13 protein-coding genes and 3 pseudogenes are annotated in these 16,583 nt (G+C 60.1%); 5 read left to right on the top strand and 11 right to left on the bottom strand.

From position 1 onward, the window contains the following. Window positions 1-918 precede the first annotated feature (918 nt). From BLR29_RS30755 to BLR29_RS30790, 8 genes are read right to left on the bottom strand one after another with little or no spacing between them, the layout of a single operon-like run. Window positions 919-1,461: a cytochrome b gene (locus BLR29_RS30755; protein ID WP_092143622.1), complete on the bottom strand. Its 543-nt coding sequence runs from the start codon at window positions 1,459-1,461 to the stop codon at window positions 919-921. A gap of 52 nt (window positions 1,462-1,513) precedes the next feature. Beyond that, entirely contained in the window at window positions 1,514-2,149 is a 636-nt protein-coding gene (locus tag BLR29_RS30760) for a hypothetical protein (RefSeq protein ID WP_092143625.1), read from the bottom strand. 5 nt (window positions 2,150-2,154) lie between these two features. After that, window positions 2,155-2,784 carry an SCO family protein gene (locus BLR29_RS30765; protein WP_092143628.1) on the bottom strand — a complete coding sequence of 210 codons (630 nt, stop codon included), beginning with the start codon at window positions 2,782-2,784 and terminating at the stop codon, window positions 2,155-2,157. Beyond that, window positions 2,784-3,392, bottom strand: coding sequence for a c-type cytochrome (locus BLR29_RS30770; RefSeq protein ID WP_092143631.1), 609 nt, complete (start codon window positions 3,390-3,392; stop codon window positions 2,784-2,786). Before BLR29_RS30770 ends, BLR29_RS30765 begins: the two co-directional genes overlap by 1 nt. Before the next feature lie 20 nt (window positions 3,393-3,412). Next, a complete protein-coding gene (locus tag BLR29_RS30775; protein ID WP_092143634.1) occupies window positions 3,413-4,003 on the bottom strand; it encodes a cbb3-type cytochrome c oxidase subunit II in 591 nt (196 codons plus the stop codon). Further along, window positions 3,993-5,630 carry a cbb3-type cytochrome c oxidase subunit I gene (locus BLR29_RS30780; RefSeq protein WP_092143637.1) on the bottom strand — a complete coding sequence of 546 codons (1,638 nt, stop codon included), beginning with the start codon at window positions 5,628-5,630 and terminating at the stop codon, window positions 3,993-3,995. The genes BLR29_RS30775 and BLR29_RS30780 overlap by 11 nt, the downstream gene beginning before the upstream one ends. Then, the gene (locus tag BLR29_RS30785; protein ID WP_092143640.1) at window positions 5,623-5,880 is read right to left on the bottom strand and encodes a hypothetical protein; all 258 of its coding nucleotides are present in this window, start codon (window positions 5,878-5,880) and stop codon (window positions 5,623-5,625) included. Before BLR29_RS30785 ends, BLR29_RS30780 begins: the two co-directional genes overlap by 8 nt. A 47-nt stretch (window positions 5,881-5,927) precedes the next feature. Next, a complete protein-coding gene (locus BLR29_RS30790) occupies window positions 5,928-6,476 on the bottom strand; it encodes a cytochrome P460 family protein (RefSeq protein ID WP_255371530.1) in 549 nt (182 codons plus the stop codon). A gap of 741 nt (window positions 6,477-7,217) precedes the next feature. On the opposite strand from BLR29_RS30790, the gene BLR29_RS30795 reads away from it, so the two are divergent. The 5 genes and pseudogenes from BLR29_RS30795 to BLR29_RS30815 all read left to right on the top strand — a co-directional run bounded on the left by BLR29_RS30795 (window position 7,218) and on the right by BLR29_RS30815 (window position 13,945). Continuing rightward, window positions 7,218-7,526: an MFS transporter gene (locus BLR29_RS30795; protein ID WP_176861110.1), complete on the top strand. Its 309-nt coding sequence runs from the start codon at window positions 7,218-7,220 to the stop codon at window positions 7,524-7,526. 274 nt (window positions 7,527-7,800) lie between these two features. Beyond that, window positions 7,801-8,337: a peroxiredoxin-like family protein gene (locus BLR29_RS30800; protein WP_092143646.1), complete on the top strand. Its 537-nt coding sequence runs from the start codon at window positions 7,801-7,803 to the stop codon at window positions 8,335-8,337. 178 nt (window positions 8,338-8,515) lie between these two features. After that, window positions 8,516-9,427 (top strand): annotated as a pseudogene (locus tag BLR29_RS32250) (hypothetical protein); the annotation flags it as partial. Between the two features lie 154 nt (window positions 9,428-9,581). Further along, the gene (locus BLR29_RS30810) at window positions 9,582-10,757 is read left to right on the top strand and encodes an efflux RND transporter periplasmic adaptor subunit (protein ID WP_369804742.1); all 1,176 of its coding nucleotides are present in this window, start codon (window positions 9,582-9,584) and stop codon (window positions 10,755-10,757) included. A gap of 11 nt (window positions 10,758-10,768) precedes the next feature. After that, window positions 10,769-13,945 (top strand): efflux RND transporter permease subunit, encoded by a 3,177-nt coding sequence (locus BLR29_RS30815; RefSeq protein ID WP_092143661.1) that lies wholly within the window; start codon window positions 10,769-10,771, stop codon window positions 13,943-13,945. 485 nt (window positions 13,946-14,430) lie between these two features. On the opposite strand, the pseudogene BLR29_RS33275 reads toward BLR29_RS30815, so the two are convergent. From BLR29_RS33275 to BLR29_RS30830, 3 genes and pseudogenes are all read right to left on the bottom strand, one after another. After that, window positions 14,431-15,312, bottom strand: a pseudogene (locus tag BLR29_RS33275) (AraC family transcriptional regulator). Window positions 15,313-15,621: 309 nt separating this feature from the next. Further along, entirely contained in the window at window positions 15,622-16,263 is a 642-nt protein-coding gene (locus BLR29_RS30825; protein ID WP_092143650.1) for an FMN-dependent NADH-azoreductase, read from the bottom strand. A 215-nt stretch (window positions 16,264-16,478) separates the two neighbouring features. Beyond that, window positions 16,479-16,583: pseudogene (locus BLR29_RS30830) on the bottom strand (carboxymuconolactone decarboxylase family protein); the annotation flags it as partial.

A 16,583-nucleotide genomic window follows, 5' to 3' on the forward strand; every position in this document is an offset into this window, starting at 1 on the left:
GACGCCGCGCTTTACGCTGTATCTGGTTGGCCCTTTGGCCCTGCGTTTCCGTGGCAACTGTCTCCAGTGTCCACTGGCCCGAAACCCTCTGGTTGGTCTCCCGTCCTCTTATACGGACAATGACTGCACAACAAACGAAACCGCCGCTCCGCTGGCTATACAGAGCAGCACCCACCTACTCAGGATCAGGGCTGTATCACGCAAAGTCGTGGTGAACCTCAAGTTTGTCGTGGTCATGGTGCGACTCTTTCATCAGGCGGTTAGGAGTCTCCACTTTAGGCCTACGCGACACGGATTTCGAGACTACATTTGCTCAATAAAATGCCCAAAAGGATCGAGACAATGAGGCGACTCATTCGCCTAAACCGCGGCACAGCATAGCGGCTTTTGCAGCAGTTCCCGATAAAAAGTGCGCGATCGATATCACGAAATTCAACGCGTTGCTCGGAATTTCGACCGGCCACATGGTGCACGCACGAGCACCGCGGGCTGTAGTTTCTCGGATCAATTGAAAATGTCTCTCCATACGCGGGACGGAGTCTTATGCACTACAACGACTGCGGCGGCGGCACTCCGATGGTTTTCATCCACGCCTGGCGACTGACCACTGACCACGAGAGCTGGGATGGTGTCGCCTGGTGACTCGTGAAGCAGGGAGGCGCGTCATCAGCCATGACCGCAGGCGCTTCGGCGAAACCACTCGTTCATGTAACGGCGACGACCACTAGATTCACCGATGATCCGCGTTAGCTCATTCCAGCACTCGTATTGCCGGGTGTTCGGCGTTTGAGGGGTCACCTATCCGGTTACGCTATGGCGCGCTTTAGCGCTGTCGCCCGCTGTGTCATGCGGGCGGCATTGCTACCTCAACGTGAATTCAGAGGAAAGCGCCTCGCCACGTTAGCTCGAAGAAATCAGTCACCCGCCCGGAATCATTGACTGAAAGACTTCATCGCGCAGATAGAAGTGGTGGAAGAGAGCCGCAACCGCATGTGCGCCGGCTGTCCAGAGAATGGCGTCGCCGAGGATGGTGTGTATTTCCATGATCAGCTGCCCCAGCCTATGCATGGGCGCGATCCGGGGGGCGATGTCGAATCCGAGAAGGGTGACAGGAATCCCCTCGAGCCATGTACCGAGCACCGCTGTTGCTGGAATCGAGATGAGGAGCGCATAAAGCGCGAACTGGACGAACTTTGCGGCCGCGGCCATCCATCGTGGTATCGACCGCTTCGTGGGCGCGTCGTCGATCAGTCCCCATAGCAACCGCAGCACGACGACAATGAAGACGAGCACCCCGAGCGTCTCGTGAATCCTGCGGAGTCCGTCCGCGGCGGCGGAATAGAGCGAATAGTGGTCGCCCTTGCTCAGCACATAGGCGGCAAGAACCAGTATGACAGTCAGCCAATGGAAGGCCTGGGTGCCGGCGCCGTAGCGAGAAGAAGTGCTGCGCAATCCGATCATCTGACTCCGATCTTAAGCACCGCCGCGGTTGATGAACGTTTGCGATGCGTCACTATTTAGCGCTCGAGCATGGGTTCCCCGGCGGATTACGCGTGCGGGCCGGGGCATCTTCCCGGCTAAAGAGCCAGACCGCGCGCGCGAGCCAGAGGGCGCCCACACCTCCTGCAAGCCATATCAGGCTTTGTCCGACCCGCAATTGCTCGTCCAGGCGGTATTGATTGCATAGGCGCAGGGGCGTGTCGATATACAGCGATCCCGCGATTGCCATCATGGGCAGCACGTTGCCCAGAAAGAATCCCTGCACGATGACGCCGGCCCGCCGCCATGACAGGCGCAGCGCGATGCCGCACAGGGCTAGTGCCAGGCACTTCATGACCTCGACACGCGCATCGGTAAGCGCCAGATCTAGTAAGCGCGGTACCATGCCCAGCGAGGCGTTCAAACCGACGAGCGCCAGGCCGGTGGCGCCGTAGGCGTTCCATCGCGCCACGTGGGTGAGCCAGCTCCCGGGCAGCTGGCCCGCCAGCAACCCACCGGCCAGCAGCAGAACCGGAAACTGCAGCAGCATATGCAGCGCCATGCTTGTTTCCACCACCTTGCGGATAGGCGGCATGAGCACTGCCAGCGCCAGTACGATGGCCGCCAACCCCTGGCCATACTCCTCGGCGCGCTGTGCGAGGCTGTTCATGGCTGCTAGTTCCCCGCCGCCAGATAGCGTGCCAGCGCCAAGGCATCGTGGGCCCGGTCGTAATCATAGATATGGACCAGGCGCCCTGCGCGGTCCAGTATCAACAGGGCTGCGTTGTGTTCGTAGCCACCAAGTCCGTCTGGTATGACGACGACGCCGTAACGGTCAAGCAGCGCCTGCAGTCCCGCTAATTGCACAGGCGCCGCGAAGCGCCATACCGTCGGATCCGCCTGGAGCCGCCGGCCATATGCATGCAAAACGTCCAAGGTGTCGTGCTTCGGATCGATGCTGATGGAAAGCAACTGCACGTCCGGACCGCCGTTTTCCCGGTCCAATCGCAGGGCGACCTGCAGTCGCCGGAAGGTGCCACTCTGCACTGAACACACTGTCATGCAACGCGTGTAGATGAAATCCACGATGGTCGCTCCGCCTCGCGCGCCGAGCAGCGTTGGTAGTGTTCTTGCGTCGATCCCCGGACTCCGCACGGTTACTTCAGGCGCCGCGATAGGCGAGCGGACGACCGCGAGGCGCCGCGCGCCTTCGGACGTCCATACGCGGAAGTCCATGGTCAGCCAGACGCCGGCCGCATAGGCCAGTAAGGCTAGGAGCAGCGTCGCGACCGCGGTGCGCCACATCAGGGCTTCGCTGCCAGCGCCTGTAGTTCTGCGCCGGTGGTGAACGGCGTAGTGCGAACAGCAGCTTTGCGCGCGCCCACCACTTGGTCAACGCTGACGGAGTCGGCCTTGTTGGACCATTGCGAACGAATGTAGGTCGCGACAGCGGCTACTTCTGCGTCAGAGAATTTGGCGAAAGAGGGCATCGTCCCTTTGTAGGCGATGTCTTTGACCTTAATTTCTCCCTCGATGCCGTGCAGCAGGATATTGATCACGATGCGGCTATCGGCGTTGACCCATTCAGATCCGTCCAGCGGCGGGAAGACGCCGGGTACGCCAGTGCCGGCGTCTTGGTGGCACGCGGCACAGTTAGCGGTGAATAGCGCCTTGCCGTCTACGGTCTCGGCGCCGTCGGTGGCTGCGGGCTTAGCTGCAAGGTCGGCGAGGGTGCGGCGATCGCCCAGCGCGTAACTGCCGAACGGATCGGAGAAGAACACATATGCCACACCGATGGTAATCACAGCCGCTGTGACAAGGGCGGCGAGCCGCGGAATCGGCTGCAAGCGTTCGGAGGGATCTCCATATTCGCGCATTTGTGAGTTCGGTCGCGGCCTGGATTCGGGGTTCATGTGTGTTTTCCTTATCCATCTCACGGCGTGTCCGGTGCCGGTAGCACGGGATATGTGTGATCCAGCCCTTGTAAATAGGCTACAAGGTCCAGCGCTTCTTGCGTGGCCACCACGATCTTGCCCGGCGGCACATGGGATGCCGGTAGGTTCACCACGAAGTCACCGGTCTCGGGCGCGTCTTTTGTCCGGAACAGAAATGGATATGCGGGCATGATGGATTCCCGCGCATACGCCCGTGGCTGGTAGAGGTGCCCGAGATGCCAGTCTTTGCTGGGCTGGCGCGCGCCGATATTGAACAAGTCCGGGCCAGTGCGCATGGTGCCTAACAGGTGAGGCCGGTCGTATACATAGTCGGCCGGAACGGACGGGCGACCCCAGCCGCGTGCATGGTCGGGACCCAAGCTGCGGTCGCGAGGCTGCTGGCTATGGCAATAAACGCAGCCATTGGAGACGTAGATTCCGCGGCCGCGCAATTGCTGGTCGGAATAGGGCTTGAGCGCCGGGGGCGGCCGGATGTCACTGACCTGGATGTATGGCATGACTACAAGCGCTCCTGTGGCGACGGCAAGCGCGACCATAGCGCCGGCGGCCAGCTTGACTTCATTTTCCATGGGTCGCCTTCCGCGGTTGCCAGAAGAGTGCGGCACCACTGCGCCGGGCTCCGAGACGCAGGGCCATGGCGAAGAAATGACCGACGAATATCAGGTGGCCTAAGGTAATTAGGGTTCCACCGACGCTGCGCGATTTCAGCCAGGGGATGGTGACCACGATCGAATCGTCGAAATTGCGGGCGGCGTCAAGCATAGCCATGCCTTGCAGCCAGCCGCCGATGGAAAGTCCAACGACGTAGATAAGAATGCCCAGTCCGACCAGCCAGAAGTGCGCTTGGATCAGCCAGGGGTAAGGCCATTCCCATTCCAGCACGCGCGGCATCATAAAGTAGATGGCGCCGAACATGACCATGGAGACGAACGCATACATGCCGAGGTGAGCATGCGCCACGGTAAAGTGCGTGAAGTGGGTTACGGCGTTGACGCCGCGCAGCGCCTCAAACGAACCTTCCAGCGAGGAAGCCAAGTACATCAGGCCGCCGAACATCATGAAACGCAACGTAGGCGAATAGATCGCAAGATGCATCTTCCCTTTCAGCGTTCGCTTCATGTTGATGGCGAAGGCGATGACCGGGATGATCATCATGATGCTTTGCACGATGGACAGTGTGGTCAACCAACCCGGTATCGGGCCGCCAATGAGATGGTGCCCGCCGACCTGCCCGTAAAAGAAGGCGAGGGTCCAGAAGCCCAGCAGCGAAAGGTTGTACGACACCACGGGACGGCCGATGATTTTCGGCAGGAAGTAATAGATTGCGCCGACGCTGACTGGGGTGAACCACAAACCAAGCGCGTTATGGCCGTACCACCAATTGGTGGTCGCTTGCTGCACGCCTGTATGCACGCCGGGCAGGTTGGCCACTCCGAACAGCACGGCAATCCACAACAGGGCGGCGACCATGTACCAGGTGCTGACATACAGATGCTCGACCCGCCGATTGACCAGTGTGAATAGGGCGGCCAGGATCACCAGGGCGAGCCCGGCAAAGATGAAGATATCGATCTGCCAGGGGATCTCCAAGAATTCCATGCCGTCGGACCAGCCTAAAGCGATCGCTCCGACGCCGGCGGCCACACCTGCATTTAGGAAGGTACCTCCTAGCATGGCCCACACCGCCCCATACAGCCGAACGCGCAGCAGACGCGGCAGCACCCACAAGACGACACCCAGCGCCGCATTGGTCGACCAGCCATATATAACGGCGTTTAAATGCACCGTGCGCAAACGACCGAACGTAAGCCAGGCTTGCTGGGTCAACCAGTCAGGGGCGTGCAGTTTGATAGACGAGATTAATCCGGCCAACGACCCCACTAGCAACCACACACAGGCGAAGGCGATGAACAGAAAGACCGGCAAGGCGCTGGATCTATCGGCTTCGATATGGGCGTCGACCTCTGCCTCCCGGAATTCAGGCGCTTGCGCCAACGCATTTTTCTCCGTGGCCCGGCGCGCACGGAGGTCCAGCGCGGGATCGTCGAGCTTGCCTAGCTCGCCGGGCGCAAATATGATCGAGGCCGCAGCGGAGTTCTCCAGCAGTAGTCCTTTGCGCAAGGACCAGATAAAGACGAACAGGCCGATGAGCGAGAGCAGGAATGCGCCCAATAGACTTAGAATGGCGCTATCCACGGTACCTCCACCCAATCGTGCGGCCGTCGATAGCTGAATTCACTCCTCCTATTGACACGAAGTCGACGTCGCGAGGAACTGCGGTGAGCTTGCACGCGACGTCATTTATCGGTGCCTCCCGCTCGGCCCGGTCCACCAGCATCATTCCGGCCGTTTCCGCGGCCTCATCCGTTACCACGATTGCCCTCATCGTCTTGCTCTCTGTGTCGAGCCCTTCCGGCTCGACACCCAGGGTACTGATGATTTTCATGGCACTGTTTCCTCGTGTTGGTGAACCGGTAGTTTTCGTTGACGATTTCAGTTGTCGATCAACGGATAGAACTGGGTCCAGACGTCGTCTTTCTTAGCGCTCGCCCTGTGGCAGAACGCGCATTCCTCATTGGGCTTCACCTTGGCAGTCGCTGCCTTCGGCTCGTGGTGATTGAAATTGAAGTAGCCCCATCCTCCGGTGGCGGCATAGCGCTTGGAATCTTTGACCGTCACGTCGGCGCCATTCCACTTTCCGGGAAAGTAGCCGCGCCCGGATGCCTCGGTGCGCGATCCATCCGGGTTCTGCGCCGGGAGTACCAACTGCAGTTCCTTGAAGAAGATCGTTCCTTCGGGGAACTCGCCCGTCTTCTTGTAAATCGCGTATGAGCCCGGTTCGATGTAGACGTTGTGAAATTCGGGAAAATTGGCCTTGCCGCCGTTGAGCGCGTTGGGGGTGAGCGGTGAGCCGACGTACACCCACTCATGGAAATTCTTCGGCAGGATCAGATCGCCCGATGCCGTATATTCGGGGAGATAGCGCTTTCGCGTCTGTGCGCTGCTGTCATCGGATGATGGCTTGGCGAACGCGGCAGTCATGACAAACGCGCTGGAAACCACGGTGGCAATCAGTACGGAAGTACGCATACCTTATCTCCTTCTCTTCCACGGATAGTCGAGCGTTCATCCTAGCTGTGCTCGCGTGCTCTGCGGTCTCGAATTCGTTCTGATTCGTCCAAATATTCAATCGTCGGCCACACGCTATTCGAGTTGCCGCCATAATTAACTGCATGTTCGTATCCTCCTTATCTGTGCATGTGATTTTGGATTATTTGCTAGCTGTGCCTGCTATTGGCGTGGTCCATTCCAGGGTCCAACATACGCAACGGTCGTGGAATGCGCTTCCGCACCCCTGCAAGACCGCAACTCTGGATTCCGGAATCAGCGGCCTCTGCAGTTGTCGACTGCTTGCGGAAGGTAAGGAAACCAGAACGTGTGGGGTGATCTGAGGTGACGAGGCCACTGCGCAGTTGATAGCACTCAATTGCAAGAACCGGGCTGCCTTCGACGAGCGATTGTTCGTCCAGAAGCGAGTGCTCGAGGTCCAATACCTCAAATCGTTGGAGACGAACTGAGCGACGCCGGCAAATTTGATGACCGGCACACACCGGTTCAATTGGACCGGTATCGTCTAGCGTTTTCGTTTGTCGGGAGCAACAATGGCGCAGCCGATTGTGGAACCTTGCAGTCGCAACACTATGGATGCGAAACGGTGCCCGCAAGAACTCGGGCAAGAAGCGCCACGGCGCTGCCGGCGCATGGTGATCGTTGCCTGCGTACATGCGTCCTCAATGGCGTGCGTTCATAGACGGGGCGGCACTGACTGTCATCTTGCGGAGATTGCGGGCCGATTTCCGAGCGGACCTCGCCTCTGTCCAATGGATTCTCAACGGCTATGTGTTGGCGCTGGCCTCACTGACATTGATCGGTGGCGTTCTCTCGGATGTGTATGGCAAGGCGAGCATGCTTACGCTGGGCTGCATCCTGTTTGGTCTGGCGTCGGCGGTTTGTGCGCTGGTGCTTTCGCCGCTCTGGCTGATCGGTGCGACCCATCCGCGCAACGAGCGAAGCCAGGCGATCGGCTTGTGAGCGGCGGCATCGGCACAGACTACTGCAGGCGGTCCCGTCCTAGGTGGATGGGTTATTGCTGCAGTAAAGGCACTGGCGATCGAGCTTGCAATACGGCGAGCCGGATTGCGCAGCTTGCTGGCGTGGCGCTTGCGGTGGGTGTCGCGTCTTTCACGTCCAGCTACGAAGTCGGCCTCGCCGTGGCCACTGCCTTGACGCCGACATCGGCGAGAGCGGATGGCTCGCAAGCGACCTAGAAAGATTGGCTCCACCACTTCCTTTGACAGCGAAAAAAATGATCCTACCTCGGCAATTGGTTCCCGAACTGCGTGTTCCGACTCTTGCTCATGGCGAGTTTGATCTTGCCCATGACGCACCCGAGCGTTTCACGTTGATATCCTTCTACCGCGGGCTTCATTGCCCAATCTGCATGAAATATCTGCGTGACCTTGAATCGTTGGTTCCTGAGTACGGACGTCGCGGCACGAACGTCATTGCCATCAGTTCCGACAGTCCTGAGAGGGCCCAGGAGATGGCACGCAAGGTCAACGCCAACAAGTTGCGACTCGGCCATTCTCTGCCGCTCACGGTTGCGCGCCAGTGGGGACTCTATATCTCATCGTCGCGCGGAAGATCCTCGATTAACGTCGAAGAGCCGGCGCTTTTCTCGGAGCCAGGTGTGTTCCTCGTACGATCGGACGGTACCTTGTATTACGGTTCCGTTCAAACAATGCCGTTTGCGCGTCCGCTGTTCTCAGAGTTACTTCAATCGATTGACTTCGCCATCACCAAGAATTATCCGGCGCGTGGCGAGTATGCCGGTGTCCTTTGATAGGCAGGCAATCGGCGTCGGACTGCCTTAGACATGTCGTCATTTTCCAGTACCGGCGTGGAATACGGGCATGCGTTGCATGCTTTATCTTGCTCACGCGAACCCGGCAGAGATGGGATATGGAGTGCGAGATATGAGGCCATTGCAAGCGGAGCCCGTTGCGTAACTTACGAAGCTCGCCAAGGCGAACCTCGTGTTGCCGACGAAGGGCGTACGCAGTGGCTTCCGGCCGGTGCATCTGCCCGATCGGATTTCCGCGTACGACGTAGTGATGGTCATCGACGGTGGCAAGCTGTTGTTCGATTGCAAGGATACCCGGAGGTGTTGTCCGTTATTCGTTGGCAGCGACTGGGGCCGCCGGGGCGAACGCGAGGGGCGACGCCCGATCCATGCGGTTACGCAACAAGCGGAAGCGCTGATTTATGCGGAGTTCGGAAAGCACACGCTGCAGGATCTGGCAATGCACGCCCACCAGCGCCGCGTGCGACTACTGCACGCAGATTCTTACTGTTTGCAGGACTGCGTCGAGAGCCCGTGTCTACTCGAACTACGAATTCAAGGAAGGGTTGTGAATGCGATGAACGACGACGTCAAGGAACTGTTGGACCTGTTGACGGGCGAAACACTGCCGGAAGATCAGCTGGGTGCGATGGCGGCGCAGGTGCTAAAGACGTACGAGAACGCCAACGAGGAGCAGGACTGGCTGGCCGGGATCCGCTGCGAGGGCGGCGTACCGATGCTGCGACTGATGTACGGTATCTTCTATGCGCTGATGCGCGATGACCGTATCGCAACGTTCGGCCGCTGGCAGGACGTGCATCAGCAGCTCTGTGCCCGGTTCGAACGCCTCTTTCCGCCGGTCCCGGCATGGGTGAGTTATCAGCACGAGTACCTGTCCTGGGCGGAGACGGAATGCCACCGCCGCGGGTATGAACTGCTCGAGTATCCCGAATGCCTGACGGCCGACCTGCATGTGATGGTGGTCAGGCAAGCGCATACGCCTCGCCTCATCGAGCTTGGACGCCGGTTCGGCATCGGCTTCCGGCCCGCGTTCGACAGCCTGCTGGTGCAGATCCGCCGCGGTCGCTAGACGCCCTCACTTCCGGTTCATTCACGGGACTCCCGCCTCATTCAGTGTGGCGGCGGGCATGCCATTGTCGTTGCATCGGGAGGGGATTCCCGATTATATCCGTCGCAAGGGAAGACTCGTGAACAATACAACTGCCGGCGCACGCGCCCCGAAGCTGCCGTCGAAGTCGCGATCCAGCTTGCGATACGCAGGGCCGGCGTGGCTCGCGCTGGCATTGCTCGTAGCCGCCTGCGGCGATCAGGGCAAGTCGCTGGCCGACGCCCCGCGCCCCTCCGTCGATGTCGCCATGGTCCTGTCGAAGGAAGTGGTGCAGTGGGACGAATTCAACGGGCGGGTCAGCGCCGTGGAGACCGTGGAGGTCCGTCCACGCGTCACCGGCCACATCGATAACGTGGCGTTCAAGGAAGGCGGCGCGGTACGCAAGGGCGATGTGCTATTCGAACTCGACCGGCGCCCGTTCCGTGCGGCGCTGGATGCTGCCACCGCCGAGCTAGAGCGTGCGCGTGCCGCCGCTCAGAAGGCACATTTGCAGGACATGCGTGCCCAGTCGCTGATCGCCGACCGCGCCATGTCGATCGAAGAGGGCGAGTCGCGCCACGCTGCGCGTGTGCAGAGCGATGCCGATGTGCGAGCGGCCGAAGCCGCGGTCACCACCGCGCGTCTCAATCTCGAATACGCTACTGTCCGTTCGCCGATCGACGGCCGCGCGAGTCGGGCGATGCTGACAGCCGGCAATCTGGCCGTCGCCGACCAGTCGATCCTGACGTCGGTGGTGTCGCAGGATCCCGTGTACGTCTACTTCGACCCAGACGAGCACAGTTACCTCGGGTATCAGGCCAATGCGGCCCAAGGTGGCGGCAAGGAGGCCGACCTGAAGGTGCACATCGCGCTCGCCGACGAGCAGGGCTTCCCGCATGAGGGTATCGTCCGCTTTATCGACAACCAGCTCGATCCCGCCACCGGCACCATCCGCGCCCGTGCGATCATACGCAATCCGGGCCATACCCTGACGCCGGGGCTGTATGCGCGCGTCCGGTTCGCTCCGCGCGGCGCTGCCACGGTGAACCTCGTCGATGAGCGCGCGGTGCTGACCGATCAGGACCGCAAGTACGTGTACATCCTGGACAGCGGCGACAAGGCGGTACGCAAGGACATCGTGGTCGGCCGTGTGGTCGACGGGCTGCGGGTCGTCGAGTCCGGCCTGAGCCAAAACGACAAGGTCATCGTCTCCGGCCTGCAACGGGTGTTTTTCTCCGGCACGCCGGTTGCCGCGAACATGGTGACCATGGCCGCGGGCACGACCGCTCGGGCGTCCACGAGCAAGAACTGATGGGGCTGACGATGGATTTCTCAAAATTCTTCATCGATCGGCCGATCTTCGCGATCGTGCTTTCAATCATCATCTTTGGGGCGGGCGCGATCACGATACCGCTGCTGGCGTCCGGAGAATACCCGGAAGTCGTCCCGCCTACGGTCGTGGTGCAGGCCACCTATCCGGGTGCCAATCCGAAAGAGATCGCCGAGTCGGTAGCCGCGCCGCTGGAAGAGGCGATCAACGGCGTGGAAGGCATCATGTATATGAAGTCCGTGTCGGCGTCGAACGGCAACCTGCGGGTCGTGATCACATTCCCGCCGGGTATCGATCCCGACACCGCGGCCGTGCGAGTCCAGAACCGTGTGAGCCAGGCATTGAGCCGCTTGCCGGATCAGGTACGCCAGTTCGGCGTGACCACGCAGAAGCAATCACCGACGCCGTTGATGTACATGTCGTTGATTTCGCCCGATAACCAATACGATTCTCTGTATCTGCGCAACTACTTGGTGCTGCACGTCAAGGAGGAGCTGTCGCGAATGCAGGGCATTGGCGACATCGCGCTGTATGGCTCGGGGGACTACGCCATGCGCATCTGGCTCGATCCCAATAAGCTGGCGTCGCGCGGCCTGACTGCCAAGGATGCGATCGACGCCGTGCGGGGCCAGAACGTGCAAGTGTCGGCAGGTCAGCTTGGCGCCGAACCCTCGCCACAGACCACTGGCTACCTGATTTCGATCAACGTGCGGGGGCGGCTTCGCACGGAAGCCGAGTTCGGCAGCATCGTCGTCAAGAATGGTACCAATGGCCAGTTGGTGCGCTTGTCCGATGTCGCCCGCATCGAGTTGGCCTCGGGCGACTACAGCATGCGTGTGCTGAACGACAACGAGAATGCCGCCAGTGTCGGCATCTTTCTGTCGCCTGGCGCCAATGCCCTCGGGGTGGCTGACGCCGTGTACAGCAAGCTCGATCACCTGGCAAAGAGTTTTCCGCCGGGCATCAAGTATCGGGCGGTGTGGGATCCGACCGTATTCGTGCGCGACTCGATCAAGGCGGTTCAGCATACGCTGATCGAGGCGGTAATTCTGGTCGTGCTCGTGGTGATCCTGTTCCTGCAGACATGGCGCGCCTCCATCATTCCGCTGCTGGCAGTGCCGGTGTCGGTGGTGGGCACGTTCGCCTTCCTCTACCTGCTCGGCTATTCGATCAACACGCTGACGTTGTTCGGTCTCGTGCTCGCGATCGGTATCGTGGTCGACGATGCGATCGTGGTGGTAGAGAACGTGGAGCGCTATATCAAAATGGGCATGCATCCGCGCGAGGCCGCGCATCAGGCCATGCGTGAGGTGTCGGGACCGATCATCGCCATTGCGCTGGTGCTGTGCGCGGTCTTCGTGCCTATGGCGTTCCTCAATGGAGTGACGGGTCAGTTCTACAAGCAGTTCGCCGTCACCATCGCGATCTCGACGGTGATCTCCGCCATCAACTCGTTGACGCTGTCGCCGGCACTCGCCGCCAAGCTGCTGCGCGGCCATGGCGCGCCCAAGGATGCGCTGGCCCGCGTGATCGAGCGAATGCTCGGCTGGATCTTCCGGCCGTTCAACTGCTTCTTCCACCGCAGTTCCGACAGCTATGAGCGCTGTGTGGGACGCATCCTGGGGCGTCGCGGAGCGGTATTCGTAGTCTATGCGGTATTACTCGGCGCCACTACCTGGCTCTTTCAAGCGGTGCCGGTTGGCTTTATCCCGAATCAGGACAAGCTCTATCTGTTCAGCGGTGCCAAGCTGCCGGAAGGATCGTCGCTGGCGCGGACCGATGCCGTGACGCGTCAGATGGGAGAGATCGCCAAGGCCATTGATGGCGTGGACATCATCCCGGCCTATGTCGGCCTGAACGCGCTGCAGGCGACCAACACACCAAACGTATCGGCGTCGTACGTCATCCTCAAACCGTTCGATGAGCGCACACGTCACGCCACGGAGATCGTTGCGGAACTGAACGCGAAGTTCGCCACCATCAAGGAGGGATTCACCTATGCGCTGATGCCGCCGGCGATCGAGGGACTGGGCAACGGTTCCGGCTATTCGCTATACCTGAAGGACGTGGGCGGGCTTGGCTACGGGAAGTTGCAAGAGGTACTGAGCAAATTCCAGGCGGCCGTCGCACAAACACCTGGCATGACCTATCCAGTCAGCGCATATCAGGCGAACATTCCACAGCTGGAGGTCGATGTGGATCGAGACAAGGCACGTGCGCAAGGCGTGGCGCTGCCCGACCTGTTCGACGCGCTGCAGACCTACCTCGGTTCGGTCTATGTCAATGACTTCAACCTGTTTGGGCGCGTCTATCGCGTGATGCTGCAGGCCGATACCCAGTATCGGCAGAAGGCGGAAGACATCGGAAACCTGCGTGTGCGCAACGCCAGCGGCGAAATGGCGCCGATCAGTGCCATGACGACGATCCGGCAGACCTATGGCCCCGACCCGGTGGTGCGCTACAACGGCTATCCGGCTGCTGACCTGATCGGCGACGCCGATCCTCGGATCCTGTCGTCGGCGCAGGCCATCGACAAGCTGAAGGAGATCGCCGCCAACGTGTTGCCGCCAGGAATCGAACTCGAATGGACGGACCTGAGCTATCAGCAGGTGACGCAGAGCCATGCCGCACTGATTATATTCCCGCTCGCAGTCTTGCTTGTGTTCCTGGTCCTCGCCGCGCTGTACGAAAGCTGGAGCCTGCCGCTGGCCGTGATCTTGATCGTGCCGGTTTGTATTTGCGCGGCCTTGCTGGGAGTCTGGCTGGGCGGCGGTGACAACAATGTGTTCGTGCAGATTGGCCTGGTGGTGTTGATGGGGCTGGCCTGCAAGAACGCGATCCTGATCGTCGAGTTTGCGCGCGAACTGGAAATGCAGGGTAAGGGCATTGTCGAATCGGCGCTGGAAGCGTGCCGCCTGCGGCTGCGCCCCATCGTGATGACGTCGGTCGCATTCATTGGTGGATCCGTGCCGCTGCTCGTCAGCACTGGAGCCGGCAGTGAAGTTCGGCAGGCCACCGGTGTTACCGTATTCGCAGGCATGCTGGGCGTGACGTTGTTCGGGCTGTTCCTGACACCGGTGTTCTATGTGGCGCTGCGCAAACTGGCAACGTGCGCGGCACGCAAGGAAGTCGCCAGTCACGAGAGCGAAGGTGTAGCTACGACGGAATGATGGACCCAATCGCGCGCCAATTCCGGAGCTCGACTTCGCGCGTTTCGCGGACGCGAGCGTCCCGCATTCGCAGTTGTGCACTGGACCGCAGCGGCGGCGAGCGAAGACGCATGTCCGACTGAGAGGTGCACTGCCACCGTCCCTTCCTGGCGTAGCCGCGATGCCGAGACAAGTGTTGCTGATGGTGAGCAGAAGATTCTCTCGCCGCGTAGCCTTGCAGCAGACGCTTCCACGGTGCCAATACCTCAGGCGCGACGCGGCCTCGCAAAGATCTCAGCTGTTGTTTGGTTGCCGTATCCCTCGAAGTGAGATCGGTTACGGCCACATTCGCAGCGTGTTCCGTTTGAGCGCAATTGTGACTAACGATGCTTCCGGTGTGCCTCCGAGTGTGTCGTGAGCCACGTGCTCAAAGGTGCTGGTCAGCAATCGCGCCTCTAGCGCTTTGTCAGACTTCACACGAGGAACGACGCGAAAAATTGCAGGCACTATTGGCCTTTGCGCGCGCGACGGCGCCATTGCCCCGGCGTCATCCCCATCGCATCGGCAAACACCCGACGGAATGCCGATATAGATTGATATCCGACCGACTCAGCCACGGCATCGGCAGTCCGTGCCGGCTTCGTCAGCTCGTTGGCGGCCAAGCTCATTCAAATATCCGTCAATAGCTCCATGGCTGAGCGGTCAAGCTTGTCTTGAAAGTGGCGCATGAAGGTAGCACGCGACATGCCGCAAAACTGGGATAGTTCACGCAGAATCCAGGGGCGCGCCGGATCAGCGAACATTGGTGAAATGGCGGGCGCGAGTCGTGAATGGGCGGCGAGCGACAACAAGCCTATTGGAGCTTGCTCGGATTTGCTCGCCGTGCGTAATACCAGTGTGAACAGCGCCGCGCTAAGCGCGTTGAGCATGGCAGATCCACCAGGCTCGTCGATGACGGTCTCCATGCGCATCAGTCCAACGAGACTCGCTAGGAGATGTGGAGCGGACACGATGCCTTCTTCATCAAGGCCGTCCATGGCAGGTACCACTAGAGTCGCAGGAAGATAACCACGAGTCAACCGATCGTGGGGCGCTCCGATGAAAAATCGTCCGCACAGGAGATCTAGCTGTTCATCGACGCCGCTATTTTCGCTAATCATCCATCCTGCGGAGCCGTGACGGTTGAACGTACTCCAGTTCTCTGGCTGTCCCCGTTCCCGAATCGTCGATAATGGCGCGCCCCTCGACCACTACGTGGTAGGGGACCCCTGTGCAGCGGCCTGAACCCATACCGTACGCCATGGTGCGCCGTAAACGCAGCGGACCTCCGGCTGTCCGGTGACGGCGATGATTTGCAGAAGATGGCTCAGCCAGTCGATTTGGGACATAAGTCCTCAAGAACTTGATCGATGGCTAGTAGGATATGGTGCTGCTCGCAGTGGATTCTGTCGCAAGAAGATTGTGTTCGTAGGTTTCGAAGAATTTCGATGCCGACTTCGCGTCGAATGAAGGCACATTGTGGAGGTCAATGAAACCACCGGCGCGCTGTCCATGGCTCCTTCTAGCCCGACTCTGGTGACGGTGTTGACGCGGCTTTCGGGTGACGCTGCGACGACCTCTTGGCCGCCGCAGTGCAGAATCCAAACGGTCTTGGAGCCAATCAGACCAGTGCCGGCGATCACGAGTATCTTAACGGCTCAAATTCTTTCATCTGTCGCCAGACGAGGTGCCCTTGCAACGACCGTCAGGTCGATCGCTGCGAGCGCCTTCTCCCTTGCTAATGTGGCTTGGTCCTGATCGAGGAATGCGGTCGCCTGTATCGGGAAGAATTGCAGGGTATTCAGCCCAATGGAGCCCAGCACCGTCGACAGATACGGCGTGAGAAAATCGGGCTGGGTGGCTCGCTCGCCAGTAAAGACACCACCGGAAGCGACGCCAATAAACACTGGACGATCACACAACATTCCCACCTTCCCGGCCGGCGTCGACATGAAGGTGCGTCCGGCTCGAAGGACTTGGTCGATCCACGCCTTGAGGACCGACGGAACGGTGAGGTTGTGCATGGGCGTACCGATGACAATCATATCGGCTGCCTCGACCTCCCGAATAAGCGCTTCGGAAAGATCAAGCGCACCCCTCAGCGGGGTTGCCAACGTGGCCGGCGTCGACAGGGTAGTCGTGTAGTCGGGCGCAGCGTGCGGCAACGGGGCGGTGGCCAAGTCTCGCCGACTGATGCTCGCGTCGGGGACGACCCGAAGAAGCTTTCTGACGATCGCCGCAGAAAGCTGACGGCTATGCGATTCCGGACGTGGGCTGCAATCAATATGGAGGATGTTCATGCGATGGCTCTCCATAGTTCAACGTCAATCACGACTGTTTTCATGCGTTTTCCCCCTTTGAGTATCTGTTGGCTTTCGGCGACACGCCGCACGTTTATTGAGGGCTGACCTGCGCCGGCGTCTCTGGTCAAGAGCTTCCGGGCTCTGCGTTAGCTCGCATCGATGGCACCTTTCGGGACTCTCAGAGAGGGTCGATGCGAGCGGGTACAAGTCGGTTAGATCGAGCCAGCCGGCGTAACGGCGGGAAAGTCCTTCTCGGGATCGAACACGTTATTGAAGAAATTCGTCAGGGAGTACATGGCGACCAGCGCGACGATCTC

It is taken from the genome of Cupriavidus sp. YR651 (assembly GCF_900101625.1).
In the GTDB taxonomy this organism is placed as follows: domain Bacteria; phylum Pseudomonadota; class Gammaproteobacteria; order Burkholderiales; family Burkholderiaceae; genus Cupriavidus.